The sequence below is a fragment of the Streptomyces seoulensis genome (assembly GCF_004328625.1).
In the GTDB taxonomy this organism is placed as follows: domain Bacteria; phylum Actinomycetota; class Actinomycetes; order Streptomycetales; family Streptomycetaceae; genus Streptomyces; species Streptomyces seoulensis.
In genome coordinates this window covers 4,683,174-4,702,566 of record NZ_CP032229.1, presented here as the reverse complement: position 1 = coordinate 4,702,566, position 19,393 = coordinate 4,683,174, and the positions used below count along the sequence as shown (strand labels likewise).

15 protein-coding genes are annotated in these 19,393 nt (G+C 66.0%); 6 read left to right on the top strand and 9 right to left on the bottom strand.

The features are described 5' to 3' along the window. The 9 genes from pdhA to D0Z67_RS21805 form a co-directional block, all read right to left on the bottom strand. On the bottom strand, positions 1-1,125 hold the full coding sequence (gene pdhA / locus D0Z67_RS21845; RefSeq protein WP_037775796.1) for a pyruvate dehydrogenase (acetyl-transferring) E1 component subunit alpha: 1,125 nt from the start codon (positions 1,123-1,125) through the stop codon (positions 1-3). 103 nt (positions 1,126-1,228) lie between these two features. Further along, on the bottom strand, positions 1,229-2,458 hold the full coding sequence (locus D0Z67_RS21840) for an enoyl-CoA hydratase/isomerase family protein (protein ID WP_107059635.1): 1,230 nt from the start codon (positions 2,456-2,458) through the stop codon (positions 1,229-1,231). 221 nt (positions 2,459-2,679) lie between these two features. Beyond that, positions 2,680-3,429, bottom strand: a complete 750-nt coding sequence (locus tag D0Z67_RS21835; protein WP_051888024.1) for a thioesterase II family protein — start codon at positions 3,427-3,429, stop codon at positions 2,680-2,682. Continuing rightward, positions 3,426-6,497: a non-ribosomal peptide synthetase gene (locus tag D0Z67_RS21830; RefSeq protein WP_131589688.1), complete on the bottom strand. Its 3,072-nt coding sequence runs from the start codon at positions 6,495-6,497 to the stop codon at positions 3,426-3,428. Before D0Z67_RS21830 ends, D0Z67_RS21835 begins: the two co-directional genes overlap by 4 nt. Continuing rightward, positions 6,494-7,597 carry a cytochrome P450 gene (locus D0Z67_RS21825; protein ID WP_158713906.1) on the bottom strand — a complete coding sequence of 368 codons (1,104 nt, stop codon included), beginning with the start codon at positions 7,595-7,597 and terminating at the stop codon, positions 6,494-6,496. Before D0Z67_RS21825 ends, D0Z67_RS21830 begins: the two co-directional genes overlap by 4 nt. Before the next feature lie 250 nt (positions 7,598-7,847). After that, a complete protein-coding gene (locus D0Z67_RS21820) occupies positions 7,848-8,990 on the bottom strand; it encodes a glycine amidinotransferase (RefSeq protein WP_031183072.1) in 1,143 nt (380 codons plus the stop codon). Between the two features lie 30 nt (positions 8,991-9,020). Beyond that, positions 9,021-9,212: a ferredoxin gene (locus tag D0Z67_RS21815; protein WP_338058806.1), complete on the bottom strand. Its 192-nt coding sequence runs from the start codon at positions 9,210-9,212 to the stop codon at positions 9,021-9,023. A 32-nt stretch (positions 9,213-9,244) separates the two neighbouring features. Continuing rightward, complete coding sequence (locus tag D0Z67_RS21810; protein WP_037775793.1) at positions 9,245-10,447, bottom strand: cytochrome P450; 1,203 nt, start codon at positions 10,445-10,447, stop codon at positions 9,245-9,247. 38 nt (positions 10,448-10,485) lie between these two features. Further along, on the bottom strand, positions 10,486-11,712 hold the full coding sequence (locus D0Z67_RS21805; RefSeq protein ID WP_244942372.1) for a glycine amidinotransferase: 1,227 nt from the start codon (positions 11,710-11,712) through the stop codon (positions 10,486-10,488). 216 nt (positions 11,713-11,928) lie between these two features. Between D0Z67_RS21805 and D0Z67_RS21800 the strand changes: the two genes are divergently transcribed. The 6 genes from D0Z67_RS21800 (at position 11,929) to D0Z67_RS21775 (ending at position 19,311) form a co-directional block, all read left to right on the top strand. Beyond that, positions 11,929-12,972 (top strand): methyltransferase, encoded by a 1,044-nt coding sequence (locus D0Z67_RS21800; RefSeq protein WP_031183068.1) that lies wholly within the window; start codon positions 11,929-11,931, stop codon positions 12,970-12,972. A gap of 96 nt (positions 12,973-13,068) precedes the next feature. Continuing rightward, on the top strand, positions 13,069-14,439 hold the full coding sequence (locus D0Z67_RS21795) for a DUF6002 family protein (RefSeq protein ID WP_131589687.1): 1,371 nt from the start codon (positions 13,069-13,071) through the stop codon (positions 14,437-14,439). 63 nt (positions 14,440-14,502) lie between these two features. After that, positions 14,503-15,660: a hypothetical protein gene (locus D0Z67_RS21790; RefSeq protein WP_131589686.1), complete on the top strand. Its 1,158-nt coding sequence runs from the start codon at positions 14,503-14,505 to the stop codon at positions 15,658-15,660. A 50-nt stretch (positions 15,661-15,710) separates the two neighbouring features. Then, positions 15,711-16,649 carry an ATP-grasp domain-containing protein gene (locus D0Z67_RS21785; RefSeq protein WP_078873568.1) on the top strand — a complete coding sequence of 313 codons (939 nt, stop codon included), beginning with the start codon at positions 15,711-15,713 and terminating at the stop codon, positions 16,647-16,649. A 21-nt stretch (positions 16,650-16,670) separates the two neighbouring features. Then, positions 16,671-18,005, top strand: coding sequence for a hypothetical protein (locus tag D0Z67_RS21780; RefSeq protein WP_207391737.1), 1,335 nt, complete (start codon positions 16,671-16,673; stop codon positions 18,003-18,005). 82 nt (positions 18,006-18,087) lie between these two features. Continuing rightward, complete coding sequence (locus tag D0Z67_RS21775) at positions 18,088-19,311, top strand: aminotransferase class V-fold PLP-dependent enzyme (RefSeq protein WP_078873566.1); 1,224 nt, start codon at positions 18,088-18,090, stop codon at positions 19,309-19,311. Positions 19,312-19,393: the final 82 nt, after the last annotated feature.

Genomic DNA, 19,393 nt, shown 5'->3' with positions numbered 1-19,393 from the left:
TCAGGCCTCCGTGCCCTCTACTTCGGTCTCGAGCGAGCGCCGCTGCTCATTCAGCTGGGGTGTCGGGTGGGTATAGACGTGGTCGAACATCTCAAGCACGTCCGGCGGCCCGTCCAGCTCGATCCTGGCCCGCAGGTCCGCAGCCAGCGCCTCGGCTTCCGCCTGCGCTGCGTCGATGTCCTGATCGGTCAGCGTCCCGCGCGTCCGCAGCCACGCCTGGAGCCGGGGCAGCGGGTCCGCGGCGGCCCACCGGCGTACCTCTTCCTCGTCTCGGTAGCGGCCCGGGTCGTCGGCGTTCGTGTGGCCGTCCAGACGATAGGTGTGGGCCTCGACGAGGAAGGGGCCGTGCCCGGAGCGCGCATGTTCCACTGCCTCGTCCAGCACTGCCAGCACGGCCACCAGATCGTTGCCGTCGACCTGTTCGGAGCGCACCCCGTATCCGACTCCCTTGTACGCGAGAGCCGGTGCCGCGGTCTGCTCCGCGAGCGGTACGGAGATCGCGTATTGGTTGTTCTGGATGAGGAAGACCACGGGGGCGCCGAAGACCGCGGCGAAGTTCAGCGCCTCGTGGAAGTCGCCCTCGCTCGTTCCCCCGTCCCCCACGAAGGCCATCACCACGGCGTCCTCGCCCCTGCGCCGCAGGGCGTCCGCCATCCCGACCGCGTGTAGCAACTGCGTGGCCAGCGGGGTGCACAGCGGCGCCACCCGGGTCGCCACGGGGTCGTATCCGCAGTGCCAGTCACCGCGCAGCAGGGTCAGGACCTCCACCGGGTCCACACCGCGCGACACCACGGCCGCCGTGTCGCGGTAGGTGGGGAAGAGCCAGTCCTGCTGCCGCAGCGCCAGGGCCCCGGCGACCTGACATGCTTCCTGCCCCCGGCTCGACGGGTAGACGGCGAGCCGCCCCTGCCGGGTCAGAGCACTCGCCTGCTGGTCGAACCGCCGTGCCACGACCATCCGGCGATATGCCTCACCCAGCCTGTCGTCGGAGGAGGCGGCATACTCCGAGGGCGCGTCGGCCGCGGTTCCCTCCTCGGTGACGAACCGCACCGGAACGGCCGAGGGCAGCAGTTCGTCCGGCGCCGGCCGCGTACCGTTGAGGTACCCGTCGGCTGTGATCGACATGGGAATGCTCGCTTTCTCTACGGTTCAGGGGCGGCCGGGCACTGTCCTGCGGACGGGCCACGCCGGGCTCAGGTACTTCCCCGGCCCGTCCGGACCGCGCGCTCTACGACGCGCCGCCCGCCCTCCTGTTGATCCAGGTGCGCTTCAACTTGGCCACCACGTCGGGGCTGTGCATCCGGGCCGACTGCTCCAGCGCATACCGGCTCATGTACGTGCGGAAGAGGTCGTCGGACTCCTCGGCCAGGTGCAGCATGCGGCGGTTGGCGGGAACCGCGGGGTCGGCGAGGCGCTCGGCCGACGCTGCCACGGCCCCATCGACCGCTTCCGGCGCGACGACCTCGTCGCACAGCTCCCGGGCCTCGGGGCTGGTCGCCGCGACCTTCTCGCCGAAGAAGACCAGCCGCTCCGTCATGCGCCGCCCGACCACGCGTCCGAGGCGCAGGTTGGCCGCGCCGGGGATGATGCCCTCCGCAAGCGCGGGAAGCGAGAAGTAGGCGTCGGCCCCGGCGACCACCCGGTCGAGGACCAGCGCCACCTGGGTGGCACCTCCGATGGCGAAGGTGTCGACGGCACCCACCCACGGCTTGCCGCCCGGGAGGTGGAACAGGTCGTCCGCCGGGCCGTGGTGCAGGCCGTGGATCAGCTTGCGGATGTACCCCAGCTCACGGCGGAGCATGAAGTCGATGAACGATATCTGCCCGGTGTAGAGGTGGGTGAGGTTGATGCCGGCGCCGAAGGCGCGCCGGCCGCTGTACCGGGGATGGGACAGGATGCTGCCGCGCAGTATGCCCACCGACACCGCGTCGTCGAGGAGGGCGAGGTCGACGGCCGTCTCCATTGCCTCTACCACCGCGTCGTCCTCGGCGTTGAGGACGTCCTGGTTGCAGATGGTCACCACGGCCACGAAGCCGTCGCGATGGATCACCGCCTGGCCGAGGTCCACATGGCCGGTCCTTCGGAATTCCGGGAGCAGATCGAGCGCGCGCTGAGTCGGCGCCAACATCGACCGCAGGAGGTGCTCGCCCGTCTCACGACGGTCGAGAAGGTGCGCGAAGAGGATTCCCTGGTCGACTTCCCCGTCCGACTTCTCGGCCTGGGGCAGCTGCCGGTCGGCGGACACCTGCGCGCGGGTGGGGACCAGGCCCGGGTAGTTCTCCGCCGCGGCGAACGCCAGTTCGTCCAGGCGGACCTGGCGGTTGCGGCCGTCGGTGAGCTCGTCGTAGAGGTCTCCGGCGTGCACCTTGAGGAACTGGTTTCGGGCACGCCGTGCGGCCTGCTCGACCCGGTCGGCGTCGCCGCGCTCGGCGGCAGAGCGCTCGGCTCGGGGCGGCATAGCCGCAATCAATTCGGCGCAGCCTTCGGTGTAGGTGCTCAGCAGGCGCGCGTCCGCCGCGGCGCCACCGCGGAACAGGGGGGACGCGGGTAGTCGGCTGTCCACCGCGCCGGACAGCTGCGGCGCCTCGGGCGATCGGGTTGACACGGCTGTGTCCATACCGGGTTGTCTCCTCATCGTTGTCGTCGCGGCGAGATGGGCCTCACGCCTGTCCCGCACGCTCAGCGGTCAGCCAGACCATGGCGGGCGACTTCGGCGAAAAGGCCGCCGGACACGTCGTAGACCGCGTAGTGATCGCCAGGACCCCGCCGGACGTCGAACTCCCCGCCCGCATAAGCGCGCCAGCCCTCCATGACCAAGGGCGCCACCACCGGGTCGTCGTCCGCCGCGAAGACCCGGATCGGGCAGCGCAGTGGGACGTCGGCAGCGGGACGGTACTCGGCGGCGATCCGCAGGTCGTTGCGCAGCACACTGAGGAGGAGACGGACGAATTCCTCGTGTTTCAAGAGGGGTTCGGCGATGCCGTTGGTCGCGCGCACATGGCTGAGGAGCTCGTCGTGCGGAAGCGTGTGGTACGACTCCTCGGCCGCGACGTGCGGCGGGCGGGCGCCCGAGATCAGCAGCGCCCGCGGCAGCGGGTGTCCTCGCTCATGCAGGTGCCGGGCCACCGCGTACGCCAGCAGGCCGCCGAAGCTGTGCCCGAAGAGGACGTACGGCGGGCGCAGCATCGGCAGCAGGGCCTCGACAGTCCACTCCGCCAGTTCGTCCATCGTGTCCGGCATGGGGTCCGCGACCCGGTTCTCACGGCCCGGGAGCTGAACCGGGCAGCACTGGACCGAGGCGGGCAGCCGCGACGGCCAGAGGCGGAAGGCGCTCGCGCCGCTTCCCGCGTGTGGAAAGCAGAACAGGCGCTCGCCTTCGGTACCGGGCTCGACACGCCCGAGAAGCCAGGGTGTCGTGCCGTGGGTCACGCGCGTTCTCGCGATCGCTCGATGAGTGCGGCGATCCCGGCACCCGTGCGGTTCTCCAGCAGGTCCAGCAGGCTCAGCCCGCTGTCCGGAAGCAGCTTTTCCAGGTGGGTGAACAGGTCGACCAGCAGCAGAGAGTTGCCGCCCAGATCGAAGAAGTCCTCCTCGGCCCCCACCGCGCGCAGCCCGAGGGTCTCGGCGATCGTGCCGAGGATCTGCTTCTCCAACGAGGAGCGCGATCTGTCCTCCAGGCCGCCTCCGCCACCGAACTCCGGTTTGGGCAGGGCCTTGCGGTCCACCTTGCCATTCGCGGTCAGGGGAATCGCGTCGAGCCAGACAAAGGCGGCCGGGACCATGAAGGCGGGCATGCGGGACCCGAGGTGTGCCCTCAGCTCAGCGTCGTCGGGGTGCCGGTCGCCCACCAGATAGGCGGCCAGCGCCCGTCCGCCGGGGGCGTCGTCACGGGCGACGGTGGCCACGGACCGGATGTCCGGGTGCGCGGCGAGAGCGACGTCGATCTCGCCCAGTTCTATGCGGTAGCCGCGGATCTTGACCTGGTCGTCGCTGCGTCCAAGGAACTCCAGGTCGCCGTCCGGGAGCCAGCGTGCCAGGTCACCGGTGTGGTAAATACGGCTTCCCGGCGGGCCGAACGGGTCGGGCAGGAAGCACTCCCGGGTCAGCTCGGGGCGGCCCAGATACTCGCGGGCCAGGCCGTCGCCGCTGAGCCAGAGGTGCCCGGCGACTCCCGCGGGCAGCGGGTTCAGATCCTCGTCCAGGACATATGCCTGGGTGTTGGCGATCGGCCGGCCGATGGGAATGGTGGGACGGCCGGTGTCGACCGCCTCGATGGGCTTCCAGGTCGCGAAGAGCGTGCATTCCGTCGGCCCGTAGACATGGAGGAAACGGGTGTCGTCCAGATAGGGCAAGAGGGACGCCGCGCTGGCGGGCGAGAGCACGTCGCCGCCCACGAGCAACTGCCGGACGCGCGCCAATTCCTCGGGGAACTGTTCGGCCGCCACGTGCAGTTGGGGTGACACGAGGAGGAGGGTCGTGATGCGGTGGCGCTGGAGTGCGGCCTTGAGCTGGTCGGGAAACGGAAGCCCGGAGGGCGGCAGCACCAGCGTGCCACCGTTGAGCAGCGATCCCCACAGCTCGATCAGCGACGCGTCGAAGGAGAGCGGCGAGAGTTGCAGATGGGCCTCTCCCGGGCCGAGCTCGACGTAGTCTGCGCCCTTGACGAGCCGGGCGAGAGCCCGGTGCGTGACGGCGACGCCTTTGGGGGTGCCCGTGGAACCCGAGGTGTAGATGACGTAGGCGAGGTGTTCCGCCGTGGCCGGAACCTCCGGGTCAGTCACGGGCGGTTCGGTCGTCCCGCCCGTGGACTCCGACTCGTTGCGGAGGAGCACCTGGGCCGCGGTCCCGGCGAACGCGGCCGCGTGCTCTTTGTCCGTGAGCACGACGCGAGCCTCGGCGTCATCGACCACGTAGGCGAGCCGCTCGGCAGGGTAGCCGGGATCGAGCGGGAGATAGGCGCCCCCTGCCTTGAGGATGCCGAGCAGGCAGACGATCATGTCGACCGACCGAGGCAGGCACAGGCCGACGGGCTGGTCGGGAATCACGCCCAGGCCGATCAGCTGGTGGGCCAGACGGTTCGCCCGTGTGTTGAGCTCCTCGTAGGTGAGCGTCACGTCCTCGTGCTCGACGGCGATCGCCGAGGGGTCCCGTCGTACCTGCTCCTCGAAGAAGGCAGCGGTGGTGCGGTCGCGTGGGAAGTCACGCGCTGTCCGGTTCCACACAGAGATGACCAGCTCGCGCTCCTCGGGCGGAAGCACAGGCAGGTCGGCGACGCGGGTGTCGGGCTGCCGGGCGGCCGCGATGAGAAAGTGCTCCAGGCGGCGCACCAGCCGCTTCGCCGTGACCGGGGCGAACAGGTCGGTGTCGTACTCCAGCGTCCCGTGGAGTTCGTCGTCGCGCAGGTCGAGGGCGAAGGACAGGTCGCGGGCGGCCGTGCCGAGGTGCAGGCCGACCGGGTCGCACGAGGCTTCCGCGTAGTCCGGCAGCCCGGCGGGCCGTCTCCGGACGGCGAACTTCGCGGGTGCCGCTTGGCGGTCCGGGTCCCCGCACGCGCCGGCCAGCTCGGCGAGCGAGCCGGGCGGGAGGGCGGAGGAGTGGGCTCGTGCTCGGGCCAGCTCGGCACCGGTCTGAGCGACCAGCTCACGGAACGTCGGGTCGCCGTCCAGCCGCAGGGTCAGCACGACATCGGTCTCGGGCCGGCCACCGCGCGTGTGCGGGTCGGCCGGGAACGGGCTCACGGGCACCAGGAGCGGGATCGTCGGCTGCGCGGTGTGGCGGGAGAGGAGCACAGTGGCGGCCGCGTATACGGCGGTGGTGGCGTCCGGGGTCCCGGACAGCTCGCTCAGGCTCCCCATCAGGCTGGTCGGCAGGGTGAAACGCTCCACCGCGCCGCTGCGGACGGACCGGAGGCGGCGTGGCCGGTCCGTCGGCAGGTCCAGCACGGGGAGCGGCGGCTGCGCCTGCCAGTAGGCGAGGTCGGCAGCCGCTTGCCCGGCGGAGGGCCGTGCCGGCTGCGGCGGCTCGGCGTGGGCGAGGGATTCGCCCCGCCGGACCGCGCTGTAGGCGCGCGCGTGCTCGATGAGGAAGGCGTCCAGCCCGACGGCGTCCAGCAGCGAACGGTGGGCGACAGCGACCAGGAGGCACTCACGGTCGGCGACGCGCAGAACGCGGATCCTCAGGAGGGGGCCGTGCGGGAGCGCGAACGGCGCGCCGGCTTCCCTTACGGCCACTTCGATCGCCTCGTCGGCGGACACCCGCAACTCGGCGAAGTCGACGTGCGTCGCGCCCGACGGCGACGCGGGACTGTCGTCCGCCATGACGTGGGCGTCGTGAGACGCCGCAGGACGGACCGTGACCGGGCGAAGGGCGTCGCGTGCGGCTTCGCCGTCGAACTCACCCGTGATCCGCAGGCACCGGACCACGTGGTGGGACGGGTGCGAACCGAGGTCGGGATTGGTCTCGTTCGGCGCGGTCATCGCGTGTGCCGGGGTTGTCACAGTGCTTCCTCAGTGGTGTTGCCGAGTGGCTTCAGGTCTCGCAGGCCGACCCCGTCGGGCCCTAGGACGGTGCGAACGGGCAGGCTCTTGATGCCCGCGATGAACGTGGAGTGGAGGTGGCGGGGCTCGTCGGCGAGTTCGATCCGCTCGAAGTTTCCGGCGATCTCCTCGAAGAGCACGGTCAGGGCGAGCCTCGCCACGTGCGCGCCGATGCAGCGGTGCGCCCCGACGCCGAACGCGATGTGCCGGTTCGGCTTCCGGTCCACCGCGAAGCGGAACGGCTCCAGAAACACGCTCTCGTCACGGTTGGCCGAGCCGAGCCACGCGGTGACGGGCTGTCCGGCGCCGATGCAGGCGTCGCCCAGACGCACCTCGTCGGTGGTGTGGCGCAGTGCGTGGTTGGCAGGCGAGGTCCAGCGCAGGATCTCCTCAACCAGGGAAGCCGTGTCCCCGGAGGCCCGCCACCGGGCGTACTCGCCGGGGTTCTCCAGCAGCGCCAGGAGGCCGCCGCTGGCCGCGTGCGACGTGGTGACGGTCGCACCGATCAGGAGGCTGTAGGCGTTGAGGATGACCTCCTCGCGGCTCAGCGGCTCACCGTCCGGCGTGGCTCGCAGGAGCGCCCCGATCAGGTCGTCCGCCTCGGCCCGTCCCGGCCGGGACACCTCGGTGGCGAAGTAGAGGAAGATCTCGGAGTGCGCCCGGCTCAGCACCTGGGAACGCGAGGAACCTGCCGGGGCGTAATCCGGGTCGGACTCAGCCACCGCCGCGTACGTGAAGTGCTTCAGCCGGTCCCAGGAGGACTCCGGGATCCCTAGCAGCAGACCCGCGATGGCGATCGGGTAGTACGCGGCCTGGGCCGCGAAGTCCCAGGTCTCTTCGCGGGCACCGATGGAGAGCAGCCGCCGCGAGAACTTCCGCAGTGCGGGCTCGTGGTCGCGGACCGCCTGCCGGGACACGTGCGGGGCCAGCGGGTCCTTGAGCCGTTTGTGCCCCGGCGGGTCGGTGACCGCGAGCATTTTCCCGCCGGCGATGTCGGTCTGCCCGAGCGTCGTCAGGATGTTGCCCCGCGATGTCGTGAACTCGGTGTGTCTGACCAGCACCCGTGACACGTCCGCGTGTCGCGTGACGGCCCAGAATTCCGGCTTCGCGCCGAAGGGACACTGCCGGTGCACGGGATCCTTGGCGCGCAACCGCGTCCATACCGGGTGCGGGTCACCGGTGCCGTAGAAGTGTGGGTCGGACAGATCTGGTTCTGGACCGTTCTCCGCGGCCGGACCGCCAGAGGTTATGCGCATGCGTCAGCCTCCCTTTGCCACGAGTGGACGCACCTTCACGACGTGCTGGAGCGGCTCAGATGTAGTCTTCGGCGCCGCCGGTGCGGACTGTGTCGAGCGTGAAGCAGTGGAAGCCGCCGCCGAAGAGCCGACGGTGGCGGTGCTGCACCGGGACCACTGTGAAGTGGTGCTCCTCGAGCGTGCGGATGAGGGTCTTGCAGGCGTCGTTGACCATGACGGTGTTCTCGTCGATGGAGAGGACGTTGAGGTCGATGTACGGGCTCGGCGGGATCGGGTCGCCGTCCGGGTACTGCGGGTAGTCACTGATCTGCGGGGCCGGCGGCACGATCAGCTCCCACTTGCGCAGTGGTTCGGGCAGGAAGTCCGCCACGTCCGCCGAGCGCACCAGCAGGGTGCCTGGCCGCAGGGGGACGACGACGCTGTCGATGTGGCTCTGGGTCAGCTTGTGCATCCGGTGCACCCGGAAGCGGCCCTGGAGGTGCCGCTCCAGCCAGTCGCAAGCCAGGGCGTGGTTGGCATTGGAGATGTTGACGATCAGGTCCCGGCCGAGCCGCAGGCAGTTCGCGGCGTCGATCAGCAGCTCCACGCCCGCGTCGTACGGAGACGGCTGCGGGTTCTCCGGCACCTCGATGTTGGGCGCGGCGTTCTCGTTGTTCGGGTCGAACGAGGCGTCCGTCATCACCGGTCGGGGCATGGACGTCCAGCGCGCGCCCTGGTTGAAGTACTCCATGAACACCGGCTTCAGGAACTGGTTCTCGAAGTACCGGTCGCGCAGCGTGGGCGGGGTCTCGATGATCTCGTCGCCCATGATGAGTGTGTTGTCGCGGACGTTGAGCGGCGGAACCACCGTAGCGTCCCAGGCCGGCGTGGTGACCTTGGTGAGGTCGGGGGCCGGCTCGACCGGGCGGTGCACCTTCACCGACAGAGCCTCGAGCTGCTGGGCCACTCCCTCCACGTCCTCGACGAGCTCGTCGAGGAGGCGCTTCTTGAGGGCCAGGCGGTCGGGGTCGTTGCGCCGGGACCGAGCCTCGCTCTCGCGCCACGTCGACAGGCTCGGGAAGTACCCACGCGTGCCCGAGAGGTTATCGCTGATGAACATGTCGAACGAGAGGTCAAGGATCCGGTCGACGTATCCGTCTGCGGATCCGACGATGATCTCCCTGAGCGGAGTGAAGTCGTCAAAGCTGTTCAGTCGCATGTCAGAAGGCTTCTTTCTGGACGGTGGGCGTCAGGGGGCGGTTGTCGAGATCGCCTGCACCGGGCAGCGGTTGACAGCTTCGTCCACGTCGTCGTGCAACTCGCGGGGCGGTTTCGCGTCAAGCAGGACGACCAGGCCCTCGGCCTGGTCCTGGTCGAAGACTTCGGGCAGGGACATGGCGCACTGGCCCGACCCGATACAGAGAGTCGTGTCCACGGACACGTGCACTTTGGTCCTCCCTTGTGGGTAGTGGATCACCAGACGACGGGCAGGCTGTGCACCCCGTACACACTCATGTCGGTGGAAAGCGGGACGTCCGCGGCTGGGACGGCCAGGGCGAGCGTGGAGAACCGTTGGAAGAGCGCGGGCAGCGCCGTACGCATCTCCATCCGGACCAGATTCTGGCCGAGGCACTGGTGGATGCCGTAGCCGAAGGCCACATGTCCGGTGGTGCGCCGCGTGAGATCCAGCCGGTCCGCCTCGTCCTGGAACCAGTCCGGGTCACGGTTGGCCGCAGACAGTGAGACAGTGATCGAGTCACCGGCCTTGAGTCGCCGGCCCGCGAACTCGAGGTCTTCCAACGGCGTTCGCGGGACTCCGAAATGAAATACCGTCAGATATCGGATCAGCTCCTCCACGGCGTTGTCGACGATGGACGGATCGGCTGTCAGCCGGGCGAGCTCGTCAGGGTGGGACAGCAGCGCGAACACGCTCAGCGCAAGCGATCCCGTGGTCGAGTCGTGTCCCGCGGTCAGCAGCAGGACGCCCACCCCGGCGATCTCCTCCGCGTCCAGGGTCCCGTCCTCGGCCAGCGCCTGAAGGAGTCCGGGCGTCTCGCCGTCTTCCGCGCCACCTGCGGCGATCTCGCGAATCGTGGCGTACAGCCGGTCCAGGGCCGCGGAGGTGTCCGCCGCGGTCGAGCCGAGGTTGAACAGGGTCCGGCTGTTGCGCTGGAACTCCGCGCGGTCACCGGACGGGACGCCGAGCAGTTCGCAGATCACCTGGGAGGCGAGGGGCAGTGCGAAGGCCTCCACGAGGTCGGCACCCGGCCCGCCGCACTCCATGGCGGACAGCAACTCGTCCACGATCCCTGCCAGTCGCGGCCGCAGCTCGCGCATCCGGCGCGCGGTGAACTGGCCCGCCAGCTGCTGCCGCAGCCGGGTGTGCTCCGGGGGGTCCATGTCGACGAGCCATCCGGGGGCAGCCGGAACGCCGAAGAACGGCTCGGTGCCCGGCCGGTGCACGGGCGCCCGCTTGAACTCGGAACGCGCGCTGAACCGGGGGTCGGTGAGCATCGCGCGGGCCAGCTTGTGGCTGGTGACCACCCAGCCGACATGTCCGTCGGGGTAACGCATGCTCCTCAACGGCCCGCCGGCCTGCCACTCCATCAGCTCCTGGGGCGGATCGAACGGTCGGCCACGCTCGGTGGGGTGCGCGGGCACCGGTTCCGCGGACAAGTGAGACCTCCTTAGGTGGGGAGCGGGCTGCGGAAGGGTCAGACGAGGTAGTCCTCGATCCCGCCGTCGCGCACGGTGTCCAGGGTGAAGCAGTGGAAGCCGCCGCCGAACAGCCGACGGTGGCGGTGGCGGACCGGGACGGCGGTGAAGCCATGCCGCTCCAGCTCACGCATCAGCTCGGGACAGGCCTCATTGACCAGTACGGTGTCCGGGCTCACCGAGAGCACATTGAGGTCGATGTACCGGCTGGTGAGGATCAGGTCGTCGTCCTCGTACTGCGGAAAGTTGTAGCTCTCCGGCGTCGGCGGGACGATGACGTCCCACTTCCGCAGCGGCTCCGGCAGATATTCCAGCACCGCCTCGGAACGGCACAGCAGCGTTCCCGGGCGCAGCGCCAGCACCATGCTGTCGATGTGGCTGTCGCTGAGCTTGTGGACGCGGTGGATGCGGAAGCGGCCCTCCAAGTGCCGCTCCAGCCAGTCGACGCCCAGCTCGTGGTTGCGCGTGGAGACGTTGGCCACGATGTCACGGCCGAAGCGCAGACACTGCGCGGCGTCGAAGAGCATCTCGTGGCCGACGTCGTAGCGTGACGGCTTCGGGTCCTCGATCGGCTCCATAGGGCCGCCGGCCGAGCTGGAGCGCGCGTAGGACAGATCGAAGGACGCGTCGGTCATCAACGGCCTGGGCATGACAGACCAGCGAGCGCCGCGCCTGAAGTACTCCTGGAAGACCGGCTTGAGCAACTGGGTCTCGAAGTACCGGGACCGGATCATCGGCGACGTCTCGATGATCTCGTCACCGACGATCAGGGTGTTGTCGCGGATGTTGAGCGGCGGCACGACCGAGGCGGACCAGGCCGGAGTGTGCACCGAGCCTGTCTCCGGGGCGACGTCCGTGGGGCGGTGCACCGTGACCCCGAGAGAGGCGAGGGTGTCGGCCAATCCCTGCAGGTCCTCGTTCAGCTCGTCGACGTAACGCCTCTTGACCGGGACCCGGGTACCGCCGGCGGCCTCGCCCTCGCCGCGCGAGCGGAGCCGCGGGTAATACCACTCCAGCCGGGCAGCGTCGTTGTCGCCGGCGATGTTGTCGTGGAAAAACAGCTCGAAAGAGAGTTCACGCTCATGCGAAACATAGTTTTTCGCCGAGCCGACAATGACTTCCCTGAGCGGCGACCATTCATCAAAGCTATTCAGCGACATTGTCGATCCCCGTACACATATCTCGACATGAATGAGTAAACTGGACAAACTGGTTGCAGTTGGCATTCGGTTGCCATGCTTACATGACCCTCCGAACTGGCGCAATCAAATTTTTTAGTTACCCAAATGTTACCTGCGTCACATCGCGATCTTGTTGACTGGCTCCTCAGGGGCTGCCGATACTTTCATGGCTCACCAACTGCTTTCCTGCACGAGACAGCCCGATACGTACCGAATCGACCGGAACTCACAGTTTCCAGGGACGCGGAGGCTCAGGAAGTAATGCCAAGCCAGCAGAAGAATAGCCCGGAGTACCAGAAGTTCGACTTCCTCATGAATGCGCCGGCTCTGTTCAATGCCGCCGCAACCGCAGCGGAACTGCGCATTTTCATCTTCCTTTCGGAGAACCCGGGCTCCGATTTCGGAGCCATACGCGAGTTCACAGGCGTACCGTCGCACCAGCTCCGGGTCCTGCTCCAGGGCGTCTGCGCGGCCGGTCTGATGGAGAGGTCCGAGGGCAAGTACCGCAACTCCGCGGTGGCTCAGGACCTGCTGGCTTCCGACGAGCCCGACAGCTGGGCGCACACCCTCATCGGGTGGAAGGAGATCTACTACCCCGCTTTCGGCCAGATGACCAAGGCCCTGAAGGCGGGTACGAACACCGCGCTCGAGAGCTACCCGGGCGACGAGTCCACGCTGTACAAGCGGCTCACCCGGAACCCCGAGCTCGAGGGCGTGTTCCATAAGGCCATGGCCGCCTTCACGCTGGCCTCGATCAATGATCTGGTGGAGCGCGAGGAGTTCGGCACGGTCAAGCATCTGCTGGACATCGGCGGCGGCGACAGCACCACCACTGCGCGGCTGCTCGACCGCTACCCCCAGATGCGGTCGACCGTCTTCGACCAGCCGAGCGTGTCAGGGCTCGCCCACGGCAAGGAGGCGCAGAAGTTCCTCGACCGGATCGATCTCGTCACCGGTGACTTCTTCGACACCCCCTTCCCCGAGGGTGCCGACGCGGTGCTCTTCAGCCACGTCCTCGGCATCTTCTCCGCCGAGCAAATCGGCACCCTGCTGAAGAAGGCGTACGACGTGCTGCCCTCCGGCGGACGCATCTTCATCTACGACTACAACGTCACGGAGGATGAGACCAAGGGCATTTACGGCGCCCGTCTCGGCCTCTACTTCAACATTCTTGCCAGTGGTACCGGTATGGCGTACCCGGCCGAGGACTTCGAAAGCTGGCTCTCCGAGGCCGGTTTCGAGAACATCAGCACCGTTGCGGAACTCGACTACGAGCACGGGTTCCACATCGGCGTCAAGCCCTGACGGACAAGAATTACGTGTGCGGTACGGCTCCCATGAATCAATCCCCCGGCGAGCCGTGCCGCCGCTTGGCTAACGAGGCATTCAAGGGGGCTAAGCATGTTCGTGAACAATAGTCTGTCCCGGTACTACGAACAGGTCCAGGCGGCACTCCGCGACCTGCTCGGTGGTAGACAGAGCAGTACTCCCAGCAGTAATCCCACCGAATTCACGCCTGGCGTCGAGCTGCCTCGCCTCACGCCGGCCGTTCAGGAATTTCTGTCGGTCTCCGATGTGTCCGTCGCGCCGCTGCCTTCCTACGACGGCCGGAACCTGGCACTGCTCGACCTGATGAGCAACCCGGCCACCATGACGACGAAGACCTTCGCCTCGCTGGTCATCGTCGCCCGGGCCGTGCGCTTCATCCAGGACACCGGTGAGCGAATCACCATAGTCACACCCTCGTCGGCGAACAAGGCCATCGCGCTGCGGGACGCGGTGCTGCGGGCCGTCAACTGCGGCCTTGTGGGCGCCGACCAGCTCAACATCGTGGTCCTCGTCCCGGAGGGCTCCGTCGCCAAGCTGCGTCGCACCGGGCTGTACAGCGATCCTTACCTGCGCACGCGCAACCCGATCGCGGTGCTGGGCCGCGACCGCACCCCCGGCGCCGTGAAGGACATCGCCCGGGGTTTCGTCGACTCCCACGGCGAAGAGCTGACCAGAGACCACAAGACCCACCTGTGGTACACCCTCCAGCTGGAGAACTACCTGGCCGCTGACATCGTACGAGCCCTGTCGGAGGCCGAGTTCTTCCCGGCGACCGCTGACCGGCCGAGACTGCACGCGCATGCCGTCTCCAGTGCCTACGGTCTTCTCGGACACGCCTACGGCCGCACCCGGCTGCCCGAGGCCGACCGCGCCGGCACGCCCGACCCCCGGTACTTCCTCGTCCAGCACCTCGGCGCACCGGACATGGTGCTGAGCCTGTACAACGACGGCTCGACCGACCCGGGGAACATGCCGGCATACTCCCTCCAGCCCGAGACCGGGCTCTACACCCAGGAGCGGGACCCGCACTTCCCGGCCTTCACATACGACCCGCACGAAGCGCTCGACCCCACCTTCTACACCCGCAACCCCCCGACCTCTCCCCGCATGAACGAGCTGATCCAGGGACAGGGCGGAGGCGGGCTCGTGGTCTCGCTCGCTGAGTGCCTCCAGCGCTATGCCCAAGTCCGGAACATCCTCGGCGAGGCGAAGATGCGCCTGCCCGCCGACCCTCGGGCGCTGCGCGAATGGTCGCTGGTGATGGCTGTGACGGGTGTCCTCAATGGCATCGACCGGGGCCTGATCGGCGAGCAGGACATCTTGGTGCACGGTTCGGGCAGTTACTCGGCTTCCGACTTCGACAGCGTGGGCATCCACGACACGCACCGCGTCGAGGACGTCGCGGCACTGCACCAGCTGGTTCTCACCGCCGTCAAGCAGTGACCTCGACCGGCCTTCTCCGCAGGTTCCCAGTCCGCCATCCGTCAGCGCCGAGGTGACCTCCCCTTGTCCGCAGTGAAACCCGCTTCGCGCGACCCGTTCCCGCAACGGGCGCGCATGCACGTCGGCTACCACTGGCGCAACAGCGGCAGTCCGTTCGTGACCCGCCTCCGGGACAACTGGGACACGCGCAGGACCGCGGTGTTCCCGTCCGTCCGCTCGGACCTCGCCGGCCTGTCGGTGGGCTACACAGGCCTGCGGGAAGGTCTCGCCTACACCCTGGAGTTCACCGAGCTGCGCCGAGAAGAGGGTGCGGAATCGCCGGCAGTGCGGGCGTCGAGCCTGGTATCAGGGGCGCGGCTCCGCGATCCCGCGGCGCTGCCGGAGGCGGACATCCGCATCGTGGGCACCAGTGCCTCGCTGGCCCGCCGCATGCCGAAGGAGGCGTCGCTGGTCATACCCATGCGCGTGCACTTCGTCATCGACTTCGACGGCGACCCGGAATCGGAGCGACGAATCATCTCCAGGCGCGAGCGTTCGCAGTTCAACAGCGGCATGCGCCGACACCAATGGGGATGGGAGGTGACCAGCGAGCCCGACTGGTTCAACACCTTCTACGACGACCACTACCGTCCCACCATGTTCCGGCGGCACGGCACCCGCGAGCGAACCGAGGGCAGGAACGCCGCCTACGAGTGCCTCTTCCGCACCGGGAAACTGTTCCGGCTGACGCAGAACGGCAAGCCCGTCGGCGGGGCCCTGTGCCACTGGGCGCCCCGTCAGAAGGTCCTCACGCTGCGCCTGCTGGGCGTGGAGGGCGGAGCCGAACGGCATTACGAGAGCGGCGCGTTCAAGGCGATCTATCACCTGCTCATCGGCTGGGCCGCGGAGAACGGCGTGAAGTGTCTCGACTTCCAAGGTACCGAACCCTTTTTGAGCAAGGGGACCTTCCAGTGGAAGCGCCGGTTCAGCACCCGGGTGATCATGCCGCCGAACCACTTTGGCGACAAGCGCCTCTGGCTTCAGGTGTGCCAGGACACCCCTGCTGTTCGGGACTACCTCGTCGCGAACCCAACCCTCGCCGAGACTGCGGACGGACTGCTCGAGGCGGTCTACTTTCATGACGATCACCGGCCGGCGCGGCTCGACTTCTCAGCGAAGGTCCCAGGTATCGAAAAGATCAGCCACGTCGACCTCGATGAATTCCTCGCACCTCTGTCGTAGGACTTCACTGCGACGCTTATTAAGCGTAGAGCAAAGAAACAGGGATAAAAATGGTCGCCCAGGTCACATGGATCTATCAATCCGACGACATAGACCCGGCAGCGGTGGCGGGGTTTGAGCAGAGCATTACGAAGCGCTATGCGGCAGTATCCGAGTCGCGTGGATTCAAATTTCGCGCCGTAAATGCATCGGAGCTTGTTCCGCTCTGCCTCGGGAAACCCGTACTTCGATATCAGGGGCAGGATCTACTGAGCCAGAAGCAGTGTTTTATTGTAGAAGACACGAGCCCAGACTCGCAGAGTCATCAAGCGCTGCAGGCCATCTACCGGACCATCGCCATGAGCGACTCAGTTCTGCTCAACCGTTCCTTCGACGGGCCCGACTATCTGGAGAGGGACAAACTCGGAATTCTGCAATACGCAGCGAAGCTGGGCATTCCGACTGCTGCAACCATTTCGGTTCCGCGCGGGGCGTACGCTCGTCGAGCGATCAGAGAAGTACGGGAGGCCATTGGCGACGGTCCCTACATTCTGAAGCCTCGAGAGATGTCTAGCGGTACCGGCGTACTGCGGATCGATTCCGACCAGCAACTCAGCTCGGCGATCGATATCGCGGCACAAACTGGTGCTGCATACATAATCCAGCCTTTCATTCCGCATCATGCGGACATGCGCGTCTTCATGGCGGACGGAGAGGTGGTGTCTTCCCTGAGCCGGCGGCCCAAACACAATGGCTACCTGGCAAGCGTTAGCCAGGGGGGATCGATTGAAGTAAACGAAGATCACCTACAGGTGATCGACGCGTGCAGAAAAATTGCAGCGAGCCTGCACGCAGAATGGATTTGCATCGACTGGCTCATGACTGAGTCGGGTCCTCTGCTCAATGAATGGTGCACTGCTTACGGTGGGTTCACGATGATGCCCGAGCCTGAACTCTCACAGGTCGCTGATGCATTTTTCGGATGGATAGAGCGAAAGTCCGGAAACTGATACAAGACACGAAGGTACAACATGGACGGGCACCGGTACAGCAGCTTCTCCCCTTCTCGCGATTCACGGCGGCCACTTCCGGAGGTTGTCGAGGAGGTCACAGGCGCAATGGAAAAAAGCGGTTTCAGCCATTATGCGAGCAAGTCGCAAATTGCTGTGCAGCCGGTGGTTCTCACAAGAGCCGCATACGACGAGTTGTTTACCGCTGCGATTGCCCTCTTGCGACTCCTGCGCAGAGCGCTTCTTGAGTCCGCTCCCACCGCGGCTGGTCGAATAGCGGCGCTGGGCGCCGACGAGAATATGTATCCGCTGGTCGCCGATGGGCCTCATGAAGAGAAGTTTGCTACGTGTATGACTCGCCCGGATGTCATAGTAACCAGCACTGGACCAAAATTCCTCGAATTTAATATCGGTTCCGGGTTCGGTGGCGTCCTTGACACCTCCCTCAATTCCGCAGCATGGTATGCGGCTTTCGGCGGACCGGAACACTCGCCATTTCGTGGTATTGATCCGCTGCCCGTCCGCGATGCACTGTTCCAGCGGGTTATAAAAGAGCTTGATGTCGAGCCGGCGGTCGCTGTCGTCGGAACCGCCAGAGACGTGGAGGGACGGGACGCAGGCAGATACTTCGGACTACAGGTGGATTCACTGAGAGAAAAAGGCATACGGGCAGACTTTTTCGAGCCCGAGGAGCTGCTGGAGGGTATCGGTTCGCCTGGAGCACTCCGATATCAACTGGGGTTGCGACACTTCACCGTTCCGGACTGGCGTGATCTTGGAATAGATCTGAGTCCTGTTCAGGAGGCCCTCGATAGAGGATGCCTGCTCATCGCGACTCAGACCGCGTACCTCGTCGCCAACAAAAAGGTCTTGGGATGGCTCTCGGAAGGCCTTCCTTGGATGACGGACTCCGACCGTGAAATAGTCGATCGTTACATCCCTTGGACTCGAGTGGCAGGCGACCGCCCGACGCACTGGAAGGGCGCAACGTATTCCCTCCCTGAGTTGCTTGTGGAGCATCGCGAAGAGTTCATCCTCAAGCCGGCCGCCGGAATGATGTCTCGGGATGTGTTCGTTGGGCGAAACTGTGAGCCGAAACTATGGGAAAGTGCAGTTGACACGGCGGTGGCAACCGAGGGTTACATCGCTCAAGATTACGTAGAGGCGACCCCCTGCCGAATCAGTTTCTCTGACAGTGCCGCCAAAGCTACATTCGAGGAAGAAGTCTTTCCTGTTTTCAGCCCCTTCATATTCGGTAATCGCCCTGGCGGGTGCATGGTACGTCACCTCCCACCTGGACAGAAGGGCATCGTGGGTATCCACGGCCATCGAAGCGTAGCCTTTGCGCAGCGGTGATTTCAATTGACGAGATCAATATGAGACTCAACGAGCATTTCCACGAATAGGATCACGAGTCACTAGTAGAGAGAGCCGCCGAATGTACCAAGTTGACGCTAGCTTTGATGTCGAGAGGGCGCGTGCCGAAACACCTGGCGTCAACCATGTCATCCATCTGAATAATGCCGGCGCGGGTCTTATGCCGCAGACTGTGGTCCACGCGATGAAGAGCCACCTCGAGTTGGAAAGTGAGGTAGGCGCCTACGAGGCGGCGGAGCGGGTACAAGCGACGATAAATGGCGTCTACGATGCAATTGCCGGGCTCCTCAACTGTAATCCCCAGGAGGTCGCTATCTTTGAGAGCGCCTCCCGAGCCTGGGCCATGGCTGTATCGAGCATAGCGCTGAATCCCGGGGACCGAGTCCTGGTCTCGTCGATGGAGTATGGGAGTAACTACATCAACTTGCTACACATGTGCCGGCGCATGGGTGTATCAGTTGAAGTACTTCCGGTCGACTCCGACGGCGTCATTGATTACCTGGGGATAGAAAACTATTTGGATGAGCGCGTGCGACTCATTGCGCTGCCGCACGTACCGATGCATGACGGCCTGGTCAATCCGCTGGTAGAAATAGGGCGTATCGCCCGGAAGAATGGGATTCTCTTCCTGGTGGATGCTTGTCAGTCGGTTGGCCAGTTGACTGTGGATGTCCATGAAGCAAACTGCGATCTACTGGTGGGGGCCGGACGTAAGTTTCTTCGGGGGCCACGGGGGACTGGCTTTCTCTATGCACGTCAGGAAGTAGCAGAGAAGCTGACCCCCTTCGTACTGGGTCTCGATGGAGCGGAGTGGCTTTCGGGAAGTTACCGAATGGCACCAGGCGCTCGCCGATTCGAGAACTGGGAAGCAAACTGCGTATCCCGAATCGGCCTCGGAAGGGCAGTTGAGTACGCCCTCGAATGGGGCATAGAGCGGATTTCGAACAGGGTTCAATCTCTGGCTGAGGGGTTGCGCAAGGACCTTAGTGGGATCCGGAATATCAGGGTGGAGGACCGAGGTAGGGACCGGAGCGGAAACATTGCTGTTTCCATTGATCATTTTGATGAAATGTGGGTCAGGGACAACTTGATCCGTGCCGGGATCAACACCTGGGTGTGCCTTGAGAATTCCGCGTGCCTCGACATGGAAAATCGGGGCATTAGCAGCCTACTGCGGATTTCGCCCCATTATTACAACTCTGCAGAGGAACTCGGTCGCCTTTGCGACGTGCTTGATGTGATGCTGGCCGGTAAAGGCTCGATCCCTGCAGTATTTTCCGTTTGACAAGCTCCTGCGACCTGCGCTCCGTAGGCTCCAACCGGTGCGATTGGCCCGCAGGATGCGCCTTGCACCAGAGTACGGATAC